Origin of the sequence: Flavobacterium branchiophilum FL-15, from assembly GCF_000253275.1 — a bacterium.
Taxonomy (GTDB): domain Bacteria; phylum Bacteroidota; class Bacteroidia; order Flavobacteriales; family Flavobacteriaceae; genus Flavobacterium; species Flavobacterium branchiophilum.
In genome coordinates this window covers 3,221,221-3,239,085 of record NC_016001.1, presented here as the reverse complement: position 1 = coordinate 3,239,085, position 17,865 = coordinate 3,221,221, and the positions used below count along the sequence as shown (strand labels likewise).

General features: G+C 35.3%; 13 protein-coding genes. 10 read left to right on the top strand and 3 right to left on the bottom strand.

What is annotated here, in order from left to right; genetic code table 11:
- The 9 genes from glmS to FBFL15_RS14005 all read left to right on the top strand — a co-directional run bounded on the left by glmS (nucleotide 1) and on the right by FBFL15_RS14005 (nucleotide 13,592).
- Entirely contained in the window at nucleotides 1-1,848 is a 1,848-nt protein-coding gene (gene glmS / locus FBFL15_RS14045) for a glutamine--fructose-6-phosphate transaminase (isomerizing) (protein ID WP_014085210.1), read from the top strand.
- Nucleotides 1,849-1,953: 105 nt separating this feature from the next.
- Entirely contained in the window at nucleotides 1,954-4,797 is a 2,844-nt protein-coding gene (locus FBFL15_RS14040) for a TonB-dependent receptor (RefSeq protein WP_014085209.1), read from the top strand.
- A gap of 28 nt (nucleotides 4,798-4,825) precedes the next feature.
- The gene (locus tag FBFL15_RS14035; RefSeq protein ID WP_014085208.1) at nucleotides 4,826-6,385 is read left to right on the top strand and encodes an SGNH/GDSL hydrolase family protein; all 1,560 of its coding nucleotides are present in this window, start codon (nucleotides 4,826-4,828) and stop codon (nucleotides 6,383-6,385) included.
- Nucleotides 6,386-6,609: 224 nt separating this feature from the next.
- On the top strand, nucleotides 6,610-8,121 hold the full coding sequence (gene atpD / locus FBFL15_RS14030; protein WP_014085207.1) for a F0F1 ATP synthase subunit beta: 1,512 nt from the start codon (nucleotides 6,610-6,612) through the stop codon (nucleotides 8,119-8,121).
- 75 nt (nucleotides 8,122-8,196) lie between these two features.
- Nucleotides 8,197-8,478: a F0F1 ATP synthase subunit delta/epsilon gene (locus tag FBFL15_RS14025; protein WP_014085206.1), complete on the top strand. Its 282-nt coding sequence runs from the start codon at nucleotides 8,197-8,199 to the stop codon at nucleotides 8,476-8,478.
- 210 nt (nucleotides 8,479-8,688) lie between these two features.
- Nucleotides 8,689-12,165, top strand: coding sequence for an isoleucine--tRNA ligase (ileS, locus tag FBFL15_RS14020; RefSeq protein WP_014085205.1), 3,477 nt, complete (start codon nucleotides 8,689-8,691; stop codon nucleotides 12,163-12,165).
- A 6-nt stretch (nucleotides 12,166-12,171) separates the two neighbouring features.
- Nucleotides 12,172-12,552 (top strand): TraR/DksA family transcriptional regulator, encoded by a 381-nt coding sequence (locus tag FBFL15_RS14015; RefSeq protein WP_014085204.1) that lies wholly within the window; start codon nucleotides 12,172-12,174, stop codon nucleotides 12,550-12,552.
- Between the two features lie 90 nt (nucleotides 12,553-12,642).
- Nucleotides 12,643-13,239, top strand: coding sequence for a lipoprotein signal peptidase (locus FBFL15_RS14010; RefSeq protein ID WP_014085203.1), 597 nt, complete (start codon nucleotides 12,643-12,645; stop codon nucleotides 13,237-13,239).
- A 5-nt stretch (nucleotides 13,240-13,244) separates the two neighbouring features.
- Complete coding sequence (locus tag FBFL15_RS14005) at nucleotides 13,245-13,592, top strand: iron chaperone (RefSeq protein WP_014085202.1); 348 nt, start codon at nucleotides 13,245-13,247, stop codon at nucleotides 13,590-13,592.
- Here the strand turns inward: FBFL15_RS14005 and FBFL15_RS14000 are convergent.
- The 3 genes from FBFL15_RS14000 to FBFL15_RS15860 form a co-directional block, all read right to left on the bottom strand.
- The gene (locus FBFL15_RS14000) at nucleotides 13,585-14,223 is read right to left on the bottom strand and encodes a queuosine precursor transporter (RefSeq protein WP_014085201.1); all 639 of its coding nucleotides are present in this window, start codon (nucleotides 14,221-14,223) and stop codon (nucleotides 13,585-13,587) included. The two genes, FBFL15_RS14005 and FBFL15_RS14000, sit on opposite strands and share 8 nt — an antisense overlap.
- Before the next feature lie 71 nt (nucleotides 14,224-14,294).
- Entirely contained in the window at nucleotides 14,295-15,260 is a 966-nt protein-coding gene (locus tag FBFL15_RS13995; protein WP_014085200.1) for a bifunctional riboflavin kinase/FAD synthetase, read from the bottom strand.
- Between the two features lie 91 nt (nucleotides 15,261-15,351).
- On the bottom strand, nucleotides 15,352-16,125 hold the full coding sequence (locus FBFL15_RS15860) for a THC0290_0291 family protein (RefSeq protein ID WP_014085199.1): 774 nt from the start codon (nucleotides 16,123-16,125) through the stop codon (nucleotides 15,352-15,354).
- Between the two features lie 391 nt (nucleotides 16,126-16,516).
- On the opposite strand from FBFL15_RS15860, the gene gdhA reads away from it, so the two are divergent.
- Nucleotides 16,517-17,860, top strand: a complete 1,344-nt coding sequence (gdhA, locus tag FBFL15_RS13975; protein ID WP_014085198.1) for an NADP-specific glutamate dehydrogenase — start codon at nucleotides 16,517-16,519, stop codon at nucleotides 17,858-17,860.
- The last annotated feature ends 5 nt before the right edge of the window (nucleotides 17,861-17,865 follow it).

The window sequence follows — 17,865 nt, the reverse complement described above, 5'->3', positions numbered from 1 at the left end:
ATGTGTGGAATCGTAGGTTATATCGGACATAGAGAAGCTTATCCTATTGTAATCAAAGGACTTAAGCGATTAGAATACAGAGGTTATGACAGTGCTGGCGTGATGTTGTATGACGGCACCGACTTAAAAGTATGTAAAACTAAAGGAAAGGTAGCCGATTTAGAAGAAAAATCAATGGCCGCTATTACCTTAAATGGCAATATTGGAATGGGCCACACCCGCTGGGCCACTCATGGTGTACCCAACGATGTAAACTCTCATCCACACGTTTCCAATTCGGGGCAGTTGGCCATCATTCATAATGGTATTATCGAAAATTATGAACCTCTAAAAAAAGAATTGATCAAAAGAGGTTACCATTTTCATTCTGATACGGACACCGAAGTATTGGTAAATTTAATTGAAGAAATTCAGAAAAAAGACAATTTAAAACTTGGAAAAGCAGTGCAAATTGCTCTTAATCAAGTGGTTGGTGCTTATGCTATATGTGTTTTTGATATCAAAAAACCAGACGAAATGGTTGTAGCCCGTTTAGGTAGCCCATTGGCTATTGGTGTAGGCGAAAACGAATATTTTATTGCATCAGATGCCACACCTTTTATAGAATATACGTCAAATGCCATTTATTTAGAAGACGAAGAAATGGCTATTGTTCGTTTAAAGAAACCATTGAAAATTAGAAAAATAAAAGACGATTCTCTCGTAAATCCTAATATCCAAGAGTTGCAATTGAATTTAGAACAAATTGAAAAAGGGGGTTACGACCACTTTATGTTGAAAGAAATTTATGAACAACCAGCCGTAATTAGAGATACTTATAGAGGCCGATTGCATGCAGACAAAGGTTTGATTAGAATGTCGGGCATTGAAAATAATTTGGAAAAATTTTTAAATGCAGAACGTATTTTAATTATCGCTTGTGGTACCTCTTGGCATGCGGGTTTGGTTGCAGAATACATTATTGAAGAGTTTGCAAGAATACCTGTTGAAGTAGAATACGCATCAGAGTTCAGATATAGAAATCCAATAATCAACAAAGGTGATGTTGTGATACCAATTTCACAATCTGGCGAAACAGCCGATACATTAGCAGCTATTAAATTAGCAAAAGAAAGAGGGGCTTTTGTGTTTGGTGTATGTAATGTAGTAGGCTCGTCTATATCCAGAGAAACCAATGCGGGGGCATATACCCACGCTGGACCAGAAATTGGGGTGGCTTCTACCAAAGCTTTTACAACTCAAATCACCGTTTTAACCCTTATAGCATTGCGACTAGCAAAAGCAAAAGGAACAATGTCTAATTCAGATTTTCATAGATATTTACAAGAGTTGGAATTGATTCCAGAAAAGGTTACAGAAACATTAAACACTAATGAAAAAGCCAAGGAAATTGCTGCGGTTTTCAAAGACTCAACAAATTGTTTGTATCTAGGGCGTGGTTATAATTTTCCTGTAGCATTAGAAGGTGCTTTAAAATTAAAAGAAATTTCATACATACACGCAGAAGGCTATCCTGCTGCCGAAATGAAACACGGCCCAATTGCTTTAATTGATGAACAAATGCCAGTAATTGTTATAGCACCAAAATTAGGACATTATGAAAAAGTGGTAAGCAATATACAAGAAATCAAATCCAGACGAGGTAAAATTATTGCAATTGTAACCAAAGGCGATGTGCAAGTAAGAGAATTGGCAGATTATGTAATAGAAATACCAGAAACGTCAGATGCTTTATCGCCATTACTCACCACAATACCTTTACAATTGTTGTCTTATCATATTGCAGTAATGCGTGGTTGCAATGTAGATCAACCAAGAAATTTGGCCAAATCTGTTACGGTAGAATAGCATTAAAAAAAATATTTTTGAAGAGCGAGAAATTTTTTCTCGCTTTTTTTATGAATTTAACTTTTTTTTTGTAATTTGGCTTCCTTAACTATCAAAATCAAAAAAATGAAAGTCTATTTATTTATTTTGTCATTGTTTGTTTGTAGCTTTTCATTTGCTCAAACTTCAATTTCTGGAGTTGTTACAGACGGTAACAACAATCCTGTGGCTGGAGCTAATGTAAAAGTTTCAGGCGAAGCCGCAGGCACCATTAGCGATGCTGATGGAAATTTTTCTTTAAAAACCAGTAAAAAACCACCATTAACTTTGGTTGTTACCAGTGTTGGGTATAACCAACAGTCAATTGCTGTTTCTAGTAGCAATCAAAAAGTTACTGTAAAATTAACCAGCGAAGAAACAAAACTAGAAGAAATTGTAGTATCGGCTTCTAGAACTCCCGAAAAAGTAAAAGAGTCGCCTGTTACTATCGAAAGAATGAGCATTCGTGACATTAAAAAAACAGCTTCTCCATCGTTTTATGACGGATTAGAAAACTTGAAAGAAGTACAAATGAATACCAGTAGTATGTCATTCAAGTCTATCAATACCCGTGGATTTGCCTCTGTTGCCAACACCCGTTTTATGCAATTAGTTGATGGTATGGACAACTCATCGCCATTGCTCAATTTTGTTATTGGTAATATGATTGGAGTATCTGAAATAGACGTGCAAAGTGTAGAATTATTACCAGGAGCTTCATCTGCATTGTATGGTGCCAATGCGTTCAATGGAATTTTGTTTATGAACAGCAAAAGCCCTTTTACCAGTCAGGGTGTTAGAGCTTATGCAAAATTTGGTCAAACGTATCAAAAAGCCGCAGGTGCAAACGAATATTATGATTACGGCGTTAGAGTAGCACATGCGTTTACCAAACATTTTGCTGCAAAAGCCAATTTTACTTTTTTAAGTGGAACAGATTGGTTTGCAACAAATTATGATGATGGAAATATTTCTGGCAAAGACAGAAGTTATTATAACTATAACGGAATTAATGTATATGGAGATGAGGTTTCTACAAATTTAAAAGGAGTAGGACAATCATTGGCTGCTTTGGGATTGTTGCCTGCATCGGCTGTAAATTTATTGCCAAGTTATAACGTGAGTAGAACAGGGTATAAAGAAACCGAAATTACAGATAACAAAGTACGAAACGCTAAAATTGATTTCTCTTTGCATTTCAAGCCATGGGCAAATGATGTTGAAATCATTTGGCAAAGTAAATTTGGATTTGGAAACACCGTTTATCAAGGAGCAAATCGTTATTATTTGAATGGCTTTTTTATGCAACAACATAAAATAGAAGTAAAAGGTAAAAACTTTTTTGTAAGAGGTTACACTACAACAGAAGATGGTGGACGCTCTTATGATATGTTGTTTACTGCTATCAACGTAAACAGAAAATGGAAAGACGACCGTACTTGGTTTGGTCAATATGCGGGTGCTTATGTTCAAGCCACTCTAGGCGGTGCAACACCAGATCAAGCCCATGCTGCTGCAAGAAACGTAGCCGACACCGGTAGATTGATTCCTGGAACAACTGCTTTTACCAATGCTTTTAATCAAGTAATTGCAGACCCAGATGTATTAACAGGATCAAAACTTGTTGATAACTCAAGAATATACCATGCGGATGCCAATTATAATTTCAAAGATTTATTTAAACCAGTTGAAATACAAGTTGGAGGATCTTATAGAGAATATCAATTGAATTCTTTTGGTAGAATTTATACCGATGCCAATGGACCAATCTATTATTCAGAATATGGAGTTTATACTCAATTACAAAAAAAATTAATGGAAGACCGCTTAAAATTAACAGGTTCTGTTCGTTATGACAAATCTAAAAATTTTGATGGAAGCTTTTCTCCAAGAATTTCTACTGTATATACAGCAGGCGAAAAGAAAGACCATACCTTTAGAGGATCGTTCCAAACAGGTTTTAGAAACCCATCTACTCAAGATCAATATATTGGTTTCAACGTAGGTAGCTCGGTATTAGTAGGTTCTGCTCCTGACAACTTAACCCGTTTCACAGAAACTTTGCCAGTAGCAAATGACGTTAATAATCATGGTCAGGATTTTGCTGGAGGTGCAACAGTAGTCATGACGGGTTTAAATGCTTATAACAATTCTTATACGGCAACATCTGTTCAAGCTTTTTCAGCTTTGGCACCTACCAATATTGCAGCAGCAGCAGCTTTGCTAAAAAAATCAAATGCGGCAGGTGTAAAACCAGAAACTGTTAAAGCATTTGAATTAGGATACAGAGGACAATTGGCTGGAATCAATATCGATTTGAATGGTTATTACAATATCTACAACAACTTTTTAGGTAACTTAATTGTTGTTGCTCCTTTTTATGGTACAGCTGTAAATAGTCCAAATCCAGCTGGAAACCCAGCTACTGATTTAAGCACACAATCTTTGCATGCTTTAACTAATGGAAACACTAGAGTTTACCAACTTTATACCAATACGGATATCGAAATAGAATCTATTGGATTTGGTGTAGGTTTGTCTAAAAAAATTATTAAAGATTTTGAATTGAGTGCCAATTATAATTATGCTCAATTCAATTTTGATCAATCATTAGATCCTAGTTTTGAAGCTGGTTTCAATACACCAAAACACAAAGCAAAAGTATCTATCAGCAACGATAAATTATTTAAAAATTTTGGATTTAATGTGAGCGGACGATACAATACCAAATACAAATGGGAATCTACTTTCTTTGACGGAATGATTGACGCTGCTACTGTAATAGATGCTCAAATTAATTATAACTTTACCAAACTAAAATCAACTTTAAAAGTTGGAGCATCAAATTTAGGTGGGAAAGAATACAACCAAGTTTTTGGAGCGGGTCTTATTGGACAACAATATTTTGTGTCTTGGACAATCAACCCATAATTTTTAATAATTTTAAAATATTAATATCATGATAAAAAATTTCAAATGGCTATTTTTGGTTTCATTAACCTTTGTAGCTTGTAATAATTCAGACGATGTTGTTACAGATGCCAATTCTATCGATGGAAGCCCTTTAACGGCTGGTTCTGCAAATTTTTCAAAATATGTAGCATTAGGCAATTCCTTGTGTGCGGGTTATAGCGATGGTGCCTTATTTAAAGCAGGACAAGAAGGATCTTATCCTAATATTTTGGCTCAACAATTTGCATTAGTTGGAGGTGGCGACTTCAAAACCCCTTACATGTCAGACAATATTGGAGGCATGCTTGCTGGTGGCACCATGATTCAAACACCAAGATTGTATTTTAACGGAACAGGACCTGTACCAGTCTCTGGCACACCAACAACCGAATTGACCAACCATTTAACAGGGCCTTTTAATAATTTAGGAGTTCCAGGTGCCAAAAGTTATCATTTATTAGCACCAGGTTATGGCAGTTTGGCAGGTATAGCCACTGGTCAGGCCAATCCTTATTACGTAAGATTTGCATCGTCGGCTACTTCAAAAGTAATAGACGATGCAGTAGCTCAAAGCCCAACATTTTTCTCTCTTTGGATAGGTAACAATGATGTATTAGGATATGCTACTTCTGGCGGAACAGGTGTAAACCAAACAGGCAACATGAATCCTGCAACGTATGGCGGAAGCGATATTACCGACCCAACATTTTTTGCGGGTGTCTATAATAATTTAGTAACTGCCCTTACTGCCAATGGTGCAAAAGGAGTAGTGTCAAACATTCCTTATGTAACTTCGGTACCTTATTTTACTACTGTTCCTACAAATGCCATACCAGGATTGCCAGCGGCAAGTGCTACCCAATTAAACCAATTATTTGGAGGCATCAATAATGCCTTAACAGCAGCGGGTTTGCCAACACGTTTTGCAACATTAAAGGCCGATGATGGCAATGCTGCAACAGACGATAGCAACCCTTTATTAATCAAAGACGAAAGCTTGTTAAACATTGCAACTCAAATCACAAGTGCCTTAACAGCAGCAGGATATCCCACAGCAACCGCAGGTTTTCTAGGCGGATTGTATGGTCAGGCCAGACATGCTAGCAATGCAACAGCAACAAAAGATTACATCCTATTAACGGCTCGTACAGTTATTGGAACTACCCAAACAGGAGCACCTTCACCTTTCAATACAATTGGTGTTTCTTATCCAATGGCAGACAATACCACTTTAACAGCATCAGAAGTAGCCGAAGTAAAAACAGCAACCGACGCATACAACAACGCTATTCGTAGTATTGCTACTGCAAAAGGATTAGCTTTTGTAGATGCCAATGCCGTATTGAATCAAGTAGCCACTACCACAGGATATACCGCCAACGGATTTACAATGCTTTCTACTTATGTAACTGGTGGAGCGTTTTCTTTAGACGGTATTCATCCTAGCCCAAGAGGCTATGCCTTGATAGCCAACAAGTTTTTGGAAGCCATCAATACTAAATATGGTTCTAATTTTAAAGGGGTAGATTTAGGAAAATATAGAATTTTATTTCCCGCATCTCTTTAACATTTTTTAAGAATAATTCATCAATCCATCATGTTTTTCATGATGGATTTGTGTTTTTAGACGGTTTTGTTAGAGAATTTTAAGCAATATTATCCAAACTTCGATTATTTGTTAATTTTTTATATAAAAAGTGTTGATTTTTCTATTTTAAAAAATTATATTTGCACTCTCAAAAAGAGGGATTAAAATCAAACCTGAATAGCTATTTATAAAACACATAAGTAATGTCAAAAGTAATAGGAAAAGTTGCGCAAATCATTGGTCCAGTAGTGGACGTAGTTTTCAACGGTAAAGATGTTGAACTTCCAAAAATTTATGATTCATTGGAAATAACCAAAAAAGATGGTACTAAATTAATATTAGAAGTACAATCACATATTGGTGAAAATACAGTAAGAACAATCTCGATGGACTCTACAGACGGATTGAGTAGAGGATACGAAGTAGTAGGAACTGGAGACCCAATCAAAATGCCAATTGGACCAGATGTTTATGGAAGACTTTTTAATGTAATTGGAGACGCTATTGATGGTTTGGGCGATTTGCCAAAAACGGGCGAAAACGGAATGTCTATTCACCGTCCTGCTCCAAAATTTGAAGATTTATCTACCTCTTCAGAAGTTTTATTTACAGGTATTAAAGTAATCGATTTGATCGAGCCTTATGCAAAAGGAGGTAAAATTGGTTTGTTTGGTGGTGCTGGAGTAGGTAAAACAGTATTAATTCAAGAGTTGATTAACAATATTGCAAAAGGTCATGGAGGACTTTCTGTATTTGCAGGTGTTGGTGAAAGAACACGTGAAGGAAACGACTTACTTCGTGAAATGTTAGAATCTGGAATTATCAAATATGGCGAAGAGTTCATGCACTCTATGGAAAATGGAGGTTGGGATTTAGCTAAAGTAGATAAACCAGGAATGAGAGAATCAAAAGCTACTTTCGTTTTTGGTCAAATGAATGAGCCACCAGGAGCTCGTGCTCGTGTGGCACTTTCTGGATTATCAATTGCTGAATATTTCCGTGACGGAGCAGGTTCAGATCAAGGTAAAGATGTATTGTTCTTCGTAGATAACATTTTCCGTTTTACTCAAGCAGGTTCTGAAGTATCGGCTCTTTTAGGTCGTATGCCTTCGGCAGTAGGGTACCAACCTACTTTGGCTACCGAAATGGGTGCCATGCAAGAGCGTATTACCTCTACCAAAAAAGGTTCCATTACATCTGTACAAGCCGTTTACGTTCCTGCGGATGACTTGACAGACCCTGCACCAGCAACAACATTTGCTCACTTGGATGCTACAACAGTATTGTCTCGTAAAATTGCCGAGTTAGGTATTTATCCAGCAGTAGATCCGTTAGATTCTACATCAAGAATCTTAACGCCAGAAATTTTAGGAAAAGACCATTATGACTGTGCTCAAAGAGTAAAAGAAATTCTTCAAAAATACAAACAATTACAAGATATTATTGCAATTCTTGGGATGGAAGAACTTTCTGAAGAAGATAAATTGGCCGTTTCTAGAGCACGTCGTGTACAACGTTTCTTATCTCAACCATTCCACGTTGCTGAGCAATTTACAGGTATTCCAGGGGTATTGGTTGACATTAAAGATACCATCAAAGGTTTCAATATGATCATCGACGGAGAATTAGACCACTTGCCGGAAGCAGCATTCAACCTTAAAGGGTCTATTCAAGATGCTATTGAAGCAGGTGAAAAAATGTTAGCAGAAGCATAGTCCATATACAATTAACAATTGATAGTTGGCAATTAATTATCCATTGTCAATTATTAATTATCAACTATAAAAAGTATGATTTTAGAAATAGTATCACCAGAAGCCTCTTTGTTTAAAGGCGAAGTAACCTCAGTATCTGTTCCAGGTGCCAACGGTAGTTTCCAAATTTTAAACAATCACGCACCAATAGTTTCTATTCTTAAGCAAGGTATTGTTGCCATAGCAGCTCCTAGTTTCAAGTTCTATAAAGAAACCGCACATTTGTTTCAAAAAGTGAATGATCAAAATTATACCTTGACCATTTCTTCTGGAACAATCGAAATGAAAGACAACAAAATTATTGTTTTAGCAGACTAAATCAATAAAGTTTCAAGTAAAAAGCCAAACTGTTTTGTTTGGCTTTTTTTTGTTCTAAAATTTCGATAAACTACTTCCTTTTATTTATTGAAGGAGAAAAAACGGGTGTTCTAAAAACAATTAGTTTTATATGTAAAATATTTTACTATTTGATTATAATAAAAATTGAAAATTCACTACTTTCGCACATTGATTTAAGACAACAATAAAATGAGTGCAAAATTTACTGAATACAAAGGACTTGACTTGCCAAAATCGGCAGAAGAGGTGCTGGATTTTTGGAAAAAAGAAACAATATTTGAAAAAACAGTAAGTACTCGTGAGGGAAATCCTCCTTACGTGTTTTTTGAAGGGCCGCCTTCGGCAAATGGTTTACCAGGCATTCACCACGTGATGGCACGAGCAATTAAAGATATATTTTGTAGATATAAAACCCAAAAAGGCTACCAAGTAAAACGCAAAGCGGGATGGGATACCCACGGATTGCCAGTAGAATTGGGTACCGAAAAAGAACTCGGCATCACCAAAGAAGATATTGGTAAAACCATCACTGTAGCACAATACAACGAAGCGTGCAAACGTACCGTAATGAGATACACAGATATTTGGAACGATTTGACCGAAAAAATGGGCTATTGGGTCGATATGGAAGACCCCTATATCACCTACAAATCTAAATATATGGAATCGGTATGGTGGTTGCTCAAACAAATTTACAACAAGGATTTGATGTACAAGGGCTATACCATCCAACCTTATTCGCCAAAAGCCGGAACAGGATTGTCTTCGCATGAGGTCAATCAGCCAGGAAGTTATAGAGATGTTACGGATACAACGGTTGTGGCACAATTCAAAAGCCCCCTAACCCACGAAGGGGGAACAGCCAACGATATCGCAAAAGCATTCGGTCTTAGCTCCCCTCTTTCGGAGGGGATGGGGGAGGCTTTTTTCCTCGCTTGGACAACTACGCCTTGGACGTTGCCATCAAATACAGCATTAACAGTTGGGCCAAAAATTGATTATGTATTAGTAAAAACCTTCAATCAATATACGTTTGAACCAATACATGTGGTTTTGGCTAAAAATTTAGTAGGCAAACAATTTGCTGGAAAAACATTTGAAAAAGTAGAAACCATCGAAGCATTTGAAGAAAAGGCAGCTGTTTTTACTTCAAACATTCCCCCTTCGGGGGCTAGGGGGCTTCCCTTTTTGATTTTAGCCGAATGTAAAGGTTCAGATTTAGTTGGAATTCGTTACGAGCAATTGATGCCATTGGCTTTGCCGTATCAAAATCCTGAAAATGCTTTTAGAGTAATTGCAGGAGATTTTGTAACTACCGAAGATGGAACCGGAATTGTACATACCGCGCCAACTTTTGGAGCAGATGATGCCAAAGTGGCCAAAGAAGCTACGCCAGAAGTACCGCCAATGTTAGTCCTTGACGAAAACGGAAATCCTGTGCCTTTAGTGGATTTGCAAGGAAAATTTGTTTCGGGGCTTGGTAATTTATCAGGCAAATACGTCAAAAACGACTATTACAACGATGGTGAAGCACCAGAACGTTCGGCCGATGTGGAAATTGCGATCCAATTAAAAGAACAAAACAAAGCCTTTAAGGTCGAAAAATATGTACACAGTTACCCACATTGCTGGCGAACTGATAAACCCATTTTATATTATCCATTAGATTCTTGGTTCATCAAAGTAACCGAAATCAAAGATAGAATGTTCGATTTGAACGAAACCATCAACTGGAAACCTAAAGCAACTGGCGAAGGTCGTTTTGGGAATTGGTTGAAAAATGCCAACGATTGGAATTTATCCCGTTCAAGATATTGGGGAATTCCGTTGCCAATTTGGAGAACCGAAGACAAGCAAGAAGAAATCCTCATAGGTTCTGTGGAAGAATTATACAACGAAATAGAGCAATCCATCGCAGCTGGTTTTCAAAAAACAAATCCGTTTGCTGGATTTGAAATAGGTAATATGTCGGAATCCAATTATGATTTGGTAGATTTACACAAAAATGTGGTGGACGAAATTACCTTGGTTTCTGCCTCTGGAAAACCAATGCAACGTGAAACGGATTTGATAGACGTGTGGTTCGATTCGGGAGCAATGCCTTATGCACAATGGCATTATCCGTTTGAGAATTGCCCCCTAACCCCCGAAGGGGGAATTCCTCCGATTGCTGACTTTATAGCCGAAGGAGTGGATCAAACTAGGGGTTGGTTTTATACTCTTCATGCAATTGGCACTTTAGTATTTGACAGAATAACCTACAAAAATGTAGTTTCAAACGGATTGGTTTTAGACAAAAACGGACAAAAAATGTCAAAACGTCTTGGCAATGCGGTAGATCCATTTACTACTTTGGCTGATTATGGCCCTGATGCTACCCGATGGTACATGATTTCCAATGCAAATCCGTGGGATAATTTGAAATTTGACTTGGAGGGTATTGCAGAGGTACGTAGAAAATTCTTTGGAACGCTTTATAATACGTATTCATTTTTTGCATTGTATGCCAATATTGACGGCTTTACATATAGCGAAGCTGAAATTCCACTTGAAGAACGACCAGAGATAGACCGTTGGATTTTGTCGGAACTGCATACTTTAACTCAAGTGGTGGATGAGGCTTATGCTGATTATGAGCCAACAAAAGCAGCTAGAGCTATTTCTGATTTTGTTCAAGAAAATTTGAGTAATTGGTACGTTCGTTTGTGCAGAAGACGTTTCTGGAAAGGTGAATATGCACAAGACAAAATCGCAGCATATCAAACTTTATATACTTGTTTGTTGAGTATCAGTAAGTTATCGGCACCTATAGCTCCTTTTTATATGGATCAATTGTACCGAGATTTGACACAAGCTACCCATACCGAAAAATTTGAAAGTGTACATTTGGCAAAATTTCCAGAATTTATCAAAAATGTAGTTGATCAATCGTTGGAAAGCAAAATGCAAAAAGCCCAAACCATTTCGTCATTAGTATTATCACTTCGTAAGAAAGAAATGATAAAAGTACGTCAGCCTTTGCAACGAATTATGATCCCGATTTTAGATGAACATTTTAGAACAGAAGTTTTGGCAATTTCTGATTTGGTTAAAGCAGAAGTAAATGTAAAAGAAATAGTATTGTTAAATGATGATGCTGACATATTAGTCAAGCAAATTAAACCAAATTTCAAAGCTTTAGGCCCTCGATTTGGCAAAGATATGGGGCTGATTGCTAAGGAGATACAAAATTTTACTGCCGATCAAATCAATTTTTTAGATAAAAATGGAACAATTGAGCTTGTAATTGCCGAAAAAAGGGTAACTTTATCCTTGGAAGATGTAGAAATTTCATCTCAAGATGTTGCTGGTTGGCTGGTTGCTAATGCCGATGGGATAACAGTTGCTTTGGATATTACTATTACAGAAGAGTTAAAAAAAGAAGGAATTGCTAGGGAATTAGTAAACAGAATTCAGAATATACGTAAAGATTCTGGATTTGAAGTAACCGATAAAATAAAAGTGCAGTTAGAAAAAAATGTTGTATTAGAAGCCGCAGTTTTAAAAAATGCAGACTATATTAAATCGGAAACTTTGACAAAAATGCTAAATTTTGAAGAAAAATTAGAAAATGGCATAGAAATTGAGTTTGATGACATCAAAACAAAAATATTAATATCTAAATAATTCAAAATGGTTGAAGAAATTGTAAGATACTCAGACGCTGATTTAGCTGAGTTTAAAGAATTAATTATCAAGAAAATAAACAAAGCACAGGCCGATTTGGATTTAATCAAAAGTGCTTATATGAACGATTTGAATAATGGTACAGACGACACAAGTCCAACGTTTAAAGCTTTTGAAGAAGGTAGCGAAACAATGAGCAAAGAGGCCAACTCGCAATTGGCAATTAGGCAAGAAAAGTTTATTCGTGATTTGAAAAATGCCCTTTTTCGTGTAGAAAACAAAACGTATGGGGTTTGCAAAGTTACAGGAAAACTCATTTCAAAAGAAAGGTTAATGATTGTGCCACATGCTACTATGAGTATGGAAGCCAAAAACTTGCAAAGATAAATTTTAACAAAATTATATCATAATTAACGCTCCGTTGTGAGCGTTTTTTATTTTTAAAAATACTACTTTTGCAACTCAAATTAAAAAAAAATGAATCTCAAGAAAGCTTATTGCATAGTTATACTAATTTTGTTAGTCGATCAATTATCTAAAATATATGTTAAAACAAATTTCATATTAGGAGAAGAAGTAACTGTTTTTCAGTGGTTTAAAATTTCTTTTATCGAAAATGAAGGAATGGCATGGGGTACTCAAATCCCTGGTATGTATGGTAAATTAATTTTAACTATTTTCAGATTATTTGCTGTAACCGGTATTGGTTATTGGCTTTGGGATGCGGTTCAAAAAAAGGCATCAAACTACCTAATAGTTGCTATTTCTTGTATTTTGGCAGGGGCTTTTGGCAATATTATCGACTCTGTTTGCTATGGTGTTTGTTTTGATGACAGTTTAGGAAAAGTAGCAACATTATGTAGCCCAAACCCTTATGGTACATGGTTTTATGGCAAAGTTGTAGATATGTTTTATTTTCCAATATGGCATGGCAATTTGCCTTCGTGGTTGCCTATTTGGGGAGGAAAAGAGTTCACTTTTTTTAATGCTATTTTTAATATTGCCGATGTAGCCATTTCTACAGGTGTAGGTATTTTGATTGTTTTTAATAAAAAAGCTTTTTCAAACGATTAATTATTATGAATATGCTCGAGGTGCAAGACTATCTTTCAAATTTACCAGTTGAAAAACAAAATGTCCTTCAAAAATTCAGAATATTTTTGCAGGATTTATTGCCAATGGCCTCTGAAACAATGGCTTATGGCATTCCTACATTCAAATACGAAAAAAATATTGTGCATTATGCGGCTTTCAAAAATCATTTGGGTTTTTATCCTTCACCAGCAGTAATTGTTCATTTTCAGGACGAATTAACAGCGTTCAAAACTTCAAAAGGAGCTATACAATTTCCGTTTTCTGAAGAAATTCCATTGGAATTAGTAAAAAAAATGGTTCTTTTTAGGCTAAATCAAATGAATATCAAATAATTTTTTTTATCCAATAATGTGCAGCATAAATTATAGGAGTAAGTAAAACAGCAAGTATTAATTTGAAAACATAACCCGTAAGTGCCGAGCTGATAAATGTTTCAAAAGTCATTTTGCCAGGCAACCAAAATGCTATTCCCAAAACAATAAAAGAATCAAAAAACTGCGAAATTACGGTAGAACCAGTCGTTCTAAGCCATATTTTTGTATGTCCCGTTTTGTTTTTAAAATACCAAAAAACACTAACATCAATAAATTGCGACACCAAAAATGCTACAATACTCCCAACAATGATCCACATACTTTGACCAAATACACTCTGAAATTGTTCGTCTGTAACAGGACTTATGCCTTTTGCAGCAGGCACAGATAGGGCTAAAAATAGTATTATAAAAGCATAAATGATAAGCCCAGCTGTGATGAGTGATAATTTTCGCACACCCTTTTCGCCAAAATATTCATTAATTAAATCGGTAGTCAAAAAAACAATGGGCCATGGCAAGATGCCGATACTCATTACAAATGGGCCTATTTGAATTAATTTTCCTCCAATTAATTCTGCAACTACAGCATTTGTTATAAAAATCCCTGCTAAAACAATAAACAATAACTCTTTTTTGGTTTGAAACATCTTTCTCAATTATTTTTTCAAAAATATTGATTTTAATTTACATTGCCCTCATTTTTATACTTGAACAAATGTTAATTTTCGAGGTGGTGTTCTATACTATTTTTAGATGCTTTTTTGTCAAAATAATCTATTGCCAATTGTTTATCTAATGCAATTTGGTTTTTTAATAATTCAAAATGATCAAATTTTATTTCGTCTCGTAAATTTTGTAATAAATACACTTCAATTTCTTGGTGGTAAACATCTGAATCAAAATCAAACAAATGTATTTCGATAGCTAAATCAACGCCATTTATGGTTGGTCTAGTTCCAATATTCATTACACCATTATACATTTTGTGGTTTATCCGAGCACGGGCAATATAGACACCGTTTTTTGGAATCATCTTATAGTTTTCAGCTACTTGAACATTGGCCGTAGGAAAACCAATAGTTCTCCCTTTTTGATTACCTTTTATTACAGTTCCTTGTAACTGGTAGGGGTATCCTAAATAGTGGTTTGCCAAACTGATATTGCCATCCATAATGGCTTGCCTAATTTTTGTAGAACTTATGGCTACATCTTGTATTTCCTGAACAGATATTTGTTCTACTTCAAAATTTAATGTACGACCAAAAGCGATTAAATCATCCACGTTGGCTGCTCTATTTTTGCCAAAACGGTGGTCGTAACCAATAATTATTTTCTTAACATTAAGGTGTTTTACTAATATATTTTGAACAAAATCTAAGGCAGAAAGATTAGAAAATTCCAAATCAAATTTTTGGATAATTAAATGATCAATCTGGGTTTTTTCTATCAAATGGATTCTTTCAGATATGGTATTAAGAAGTTGTACGTTGGTATTTTGATGTACAACCATTTTTGGATGCGGAAAAAAAGTCAATACTACACTTTCGCAATCCATTTCTTGAGCATTGGCAGTTACTTTGGATAAAATTTTTTGATGTCCAAGGTGTACTCCATCAAACATTCCAATAGTTACTACAGTTTGTTTTTTGGACTTAAAACTTGAAAACGATTGATATACTTCCAACTTCTAGGTGTTTTTTATTATTTGAATCTGTACCTTATAAAGCTATTGTAAAAAACAATAGCTTTAAAAAAGGGTACAAATGTAATTTATTTTAATTATCAAACGAATAAATATAACCAATATTAATATAGGTAAGCATGTCGTTGCTTTTGTTTTCTTTATAAATGGCACTATTTGGATTTAAACCATCTGCCCAATCTGAAAAATAATATTGAAATTTAGCTTCAGTAAACAATGAATTTTTATTGTTTATTTTTATTCTAGTTCCAATACTCGTGGTAGCTGAAAATAAGATAACACTTTCATTTCTAAAGGCATTGATGTATTTTGTAGGCGTTACGTTGACGTCATTGATATTGCCCAAAATAGACCATGCTTTTGTTTTTTGTACACTAATCATGGCTCCCAAACTAACATAAGGAGCAAATGTGGCATAATTGTAATCATCGTTCTTAAAAGGATAATATTCTACTTGCGTTCCTAAGTTGATGCCACTAACAGTACCTCTCATGGCTCGCAATTGTTTGGCAGTTGTACTTTGTAATGAAATATCTACATATTTACCCGTATGTTGTAAGTCTGCAGCAATATAGGTTAGTTCTCCTCGCCATTTGAGGTATTGGCTAATTTTATTGTAATTGGTGTTTGAATCTAAATAATACAAAACCCCAAACGAATAACCATTTGCTCCTGTTTGAAAACCAAATGGATTTTTTTGTAAATAATCCGACTGAAAAACAATACCTCCAGTCATGACACCTATATCGTGATATAAGCCATTTTTACTAACTGTACTTTGAGCTTTCGAATGGAAATTGAAAGCAATAAAAAAGAGTATGAAGAAATATTTTTTGTGATGAAACATATTTTTTTGTTTTATTTATACAAATATAAAATAAATTTAGGTACAAACAAATTAAAGACGAAAATTTTTTATTGTTCAAACGATAAAAAGCTTGAAAGTTGCGTTAAAACAATTACAAAAATGTCGTTAATCGATATTAAAAGATCATTAACAAGATAATTTTGTTTTTTTTGGCATTTTTAACAGCAATAATAAATATAATTGATTGATATTAAACAAGATATTCAATGATGTAAAGCTGCAAGTGATATTTGTATTATCATATTCTAAAAAAAAGTGCATTTTAAAAATAAAAAAAATAAAAAACGTGGTATTTTTTAAAAATTTCATATATTTGTATTTTATTACGAAAACGTTTTCATTCAAATATTTATTAATAAAATATAGAAATATGTCGCAAACTATCAACGCTTTTATTGAAGCAGTAGCCCAAAAAAATCAAAACGAACCTGAATTTATGCAGGCAGTAAAGGAAGTTGCAGAAACTGTAATTCCGTTTATTGAACAAAATCAAAAATACCAAAACAAAATGCTTTTGGAACGCATGGTGGAGTCTGAACGCATCATTATGTTTAGAGTAGTTTGGACAGACGATGCTGGAAATACTCAAGTAAACAGAGGTTATAGAATACAAATGAATTCGGCCATTGGACCCTATAAAGGAGGTATTCGGTTTCATCCATCAGTAAATTTAAGTATCTTAAAATTTTTAGCCTTTGAGCAAACCTTCAAAAATAGTTTAACTACTTTGCCAATGGGTGGGGGAAAAGGAGGTGCTGATTTTGATCCAAAAGGAAAATCAGACAATGAAGTTATGCGTTTTTGTCAGGCCTTTATGACGGAATTATCTAAACATATTGGTGCCGATACCGATGTGCCTGCGGGCGATATTGGTGTTGGTGGTAGAGAAGTAGGCTATATGTTTGGTCAATATAAAAGGTTGAGAAACGAATTTACAGGTGTGTTAACAGGCAAAGGTATTTCTTTTGGTGGGTCGTTAATTCGACCTGAAGCCACAGGGTACGGAAATGTTTATTTTGCTCAAAGTATGTTGCAAACCAAAGGGCAAACCTTTGAAGGTAAAACAGTTGTGATTTCAGGTTCAGGAAATGTAGCACAATATGCTGCCGAAAAAGCCACTCAATTAGGAGGAAAAGTTGTTACCTTGTCAGACTCTGCAGGTTATATATATGACGAAGCAGGTATTGATGCCGAAAAATTAGCCCATATCATGGAAATAAAAAACGTTCAAAGAGCCAGAATATCTGATTATTTGAACAAGTATCCCAATGCCAAATATGTTGCTGGCCAACGCCCTTGGGAAGTACCCTGTGATGTTGCTTTGCCGTGTGCTACTCAAAACGAGTTGAACGAAGCTGAAGCACAATTGCTTGTTGCAAACGGTTGTATTTGTGTTTCGGAAGGAGCCAATATGCCTTCAACTCCTGAAGCAGTTACGGTTTTTCAAAACGCTAAAATATTATTTGCCCCTGGAAAAGCTTCAAATGCTGGTGGTGTGGCTACTTCTGGTTTAGAAATGTCTCAAAATTCGTTGCGATTGAGTTGGACAGCTCAAGAAGTTGATGAACGATTAAAAAATATAATGCTCAACATTCATGCGTCTTGTTTGCAATATGGCAACGATGGCAACGGATATGTTGATTATGTAAAAGGAGCCAATATTGCCGGCTTTGTAAAGGTAGCCGATGCAATGTTAGCTCAAGGTGTTGTTTAATTGAT

Excerpts from the sequence above, each read along its gene's own strand:
- glmS (WP_014085210.1), top strand. The coding sequence starts at position 1 with ATGTGTGGAATCGTAGGTTATATCGGACATAGAGAAGCTTATCCTATT.
- FBFL15_RS14040 (WP_014085209.1), top strand. The coding sequence starts at position 1,954 with ATGAAAGTCTATTTATTTATTTTGTCATTGTTTGTTTGTAGCTTTTCA.
- FBFL15_RS14035 (WP_014085208.1), top strand. The coding sequence starts at position 4,826 with ATGATAAAAAATTTCAAATGGCTATTTTTGGTTTCATTAACCTTTGTA.
- atpD (WP_014085207.1), top strand. The coding sequence starts at position 6,610 with ATGTCAAAAGTAATAGGAAAAGTTGCGCAAATCATTGGTCCAGTAGTG.
- FBFL15_RS14025 (WP_014085206.1), top strand. The coding sequence starts at position 8,197 with ATGATTTTAGAAATAGTATCACCAGAAGCCTCTTTGTTTAAAGGCGAA.
- ileS (WP_014085205.1), top strand. The coding sequence starts at position 8,689 with ATGAGTGCAAAATTTACTGAATACAAAGGACTTGACTTGCCAAAATCG.
- FBFL15_RS14015 (WP_014085204.1), top strand. The coding sequence starts at position 12,172 with ATGGTTGAAGAAATTGTAAGATACTCAGACGCTGATTTAGCTGAGTTT.
- FBFL15_RS14010 (WP_014085203.1), top strand. The coding sequence starts at position 12,643 with ATGAATCTCAAGAAAGCTTATTGCATAGTTATACTAATTTTGTTAGTC.
- FBFL15_RS14005 (WP_014085202.1), top strand. The coding sequence starts at position 13,245 with ATGAATATGCTCGAGGTGCAAGACTATCTTTCAAATTTACCAGTTGAA.
- FBFL15_RS14000 (WP_014085201.1), bottom strand. The coding sequence starts at position 14,223 with ATGTTTCAAACCAAAAAAGAGTTATTGTTTATTGTTTTAGCAGGGATT.
- FBFL15_RS15860 (WP_014085199.1), bottom strand. The coding sequence starts at position 16,125 with ATGTTTCATCACAAAAAATATTTCTTCATACTCTTTTTTATTGCTTTC.
- gdhA (WP_014085198.1), top strand. The coding sequence starts at position 16,517 with ATGTCGCAAACTATCAACGCTTTTATTGAAGCAGTAGCCCAAAAAAAT.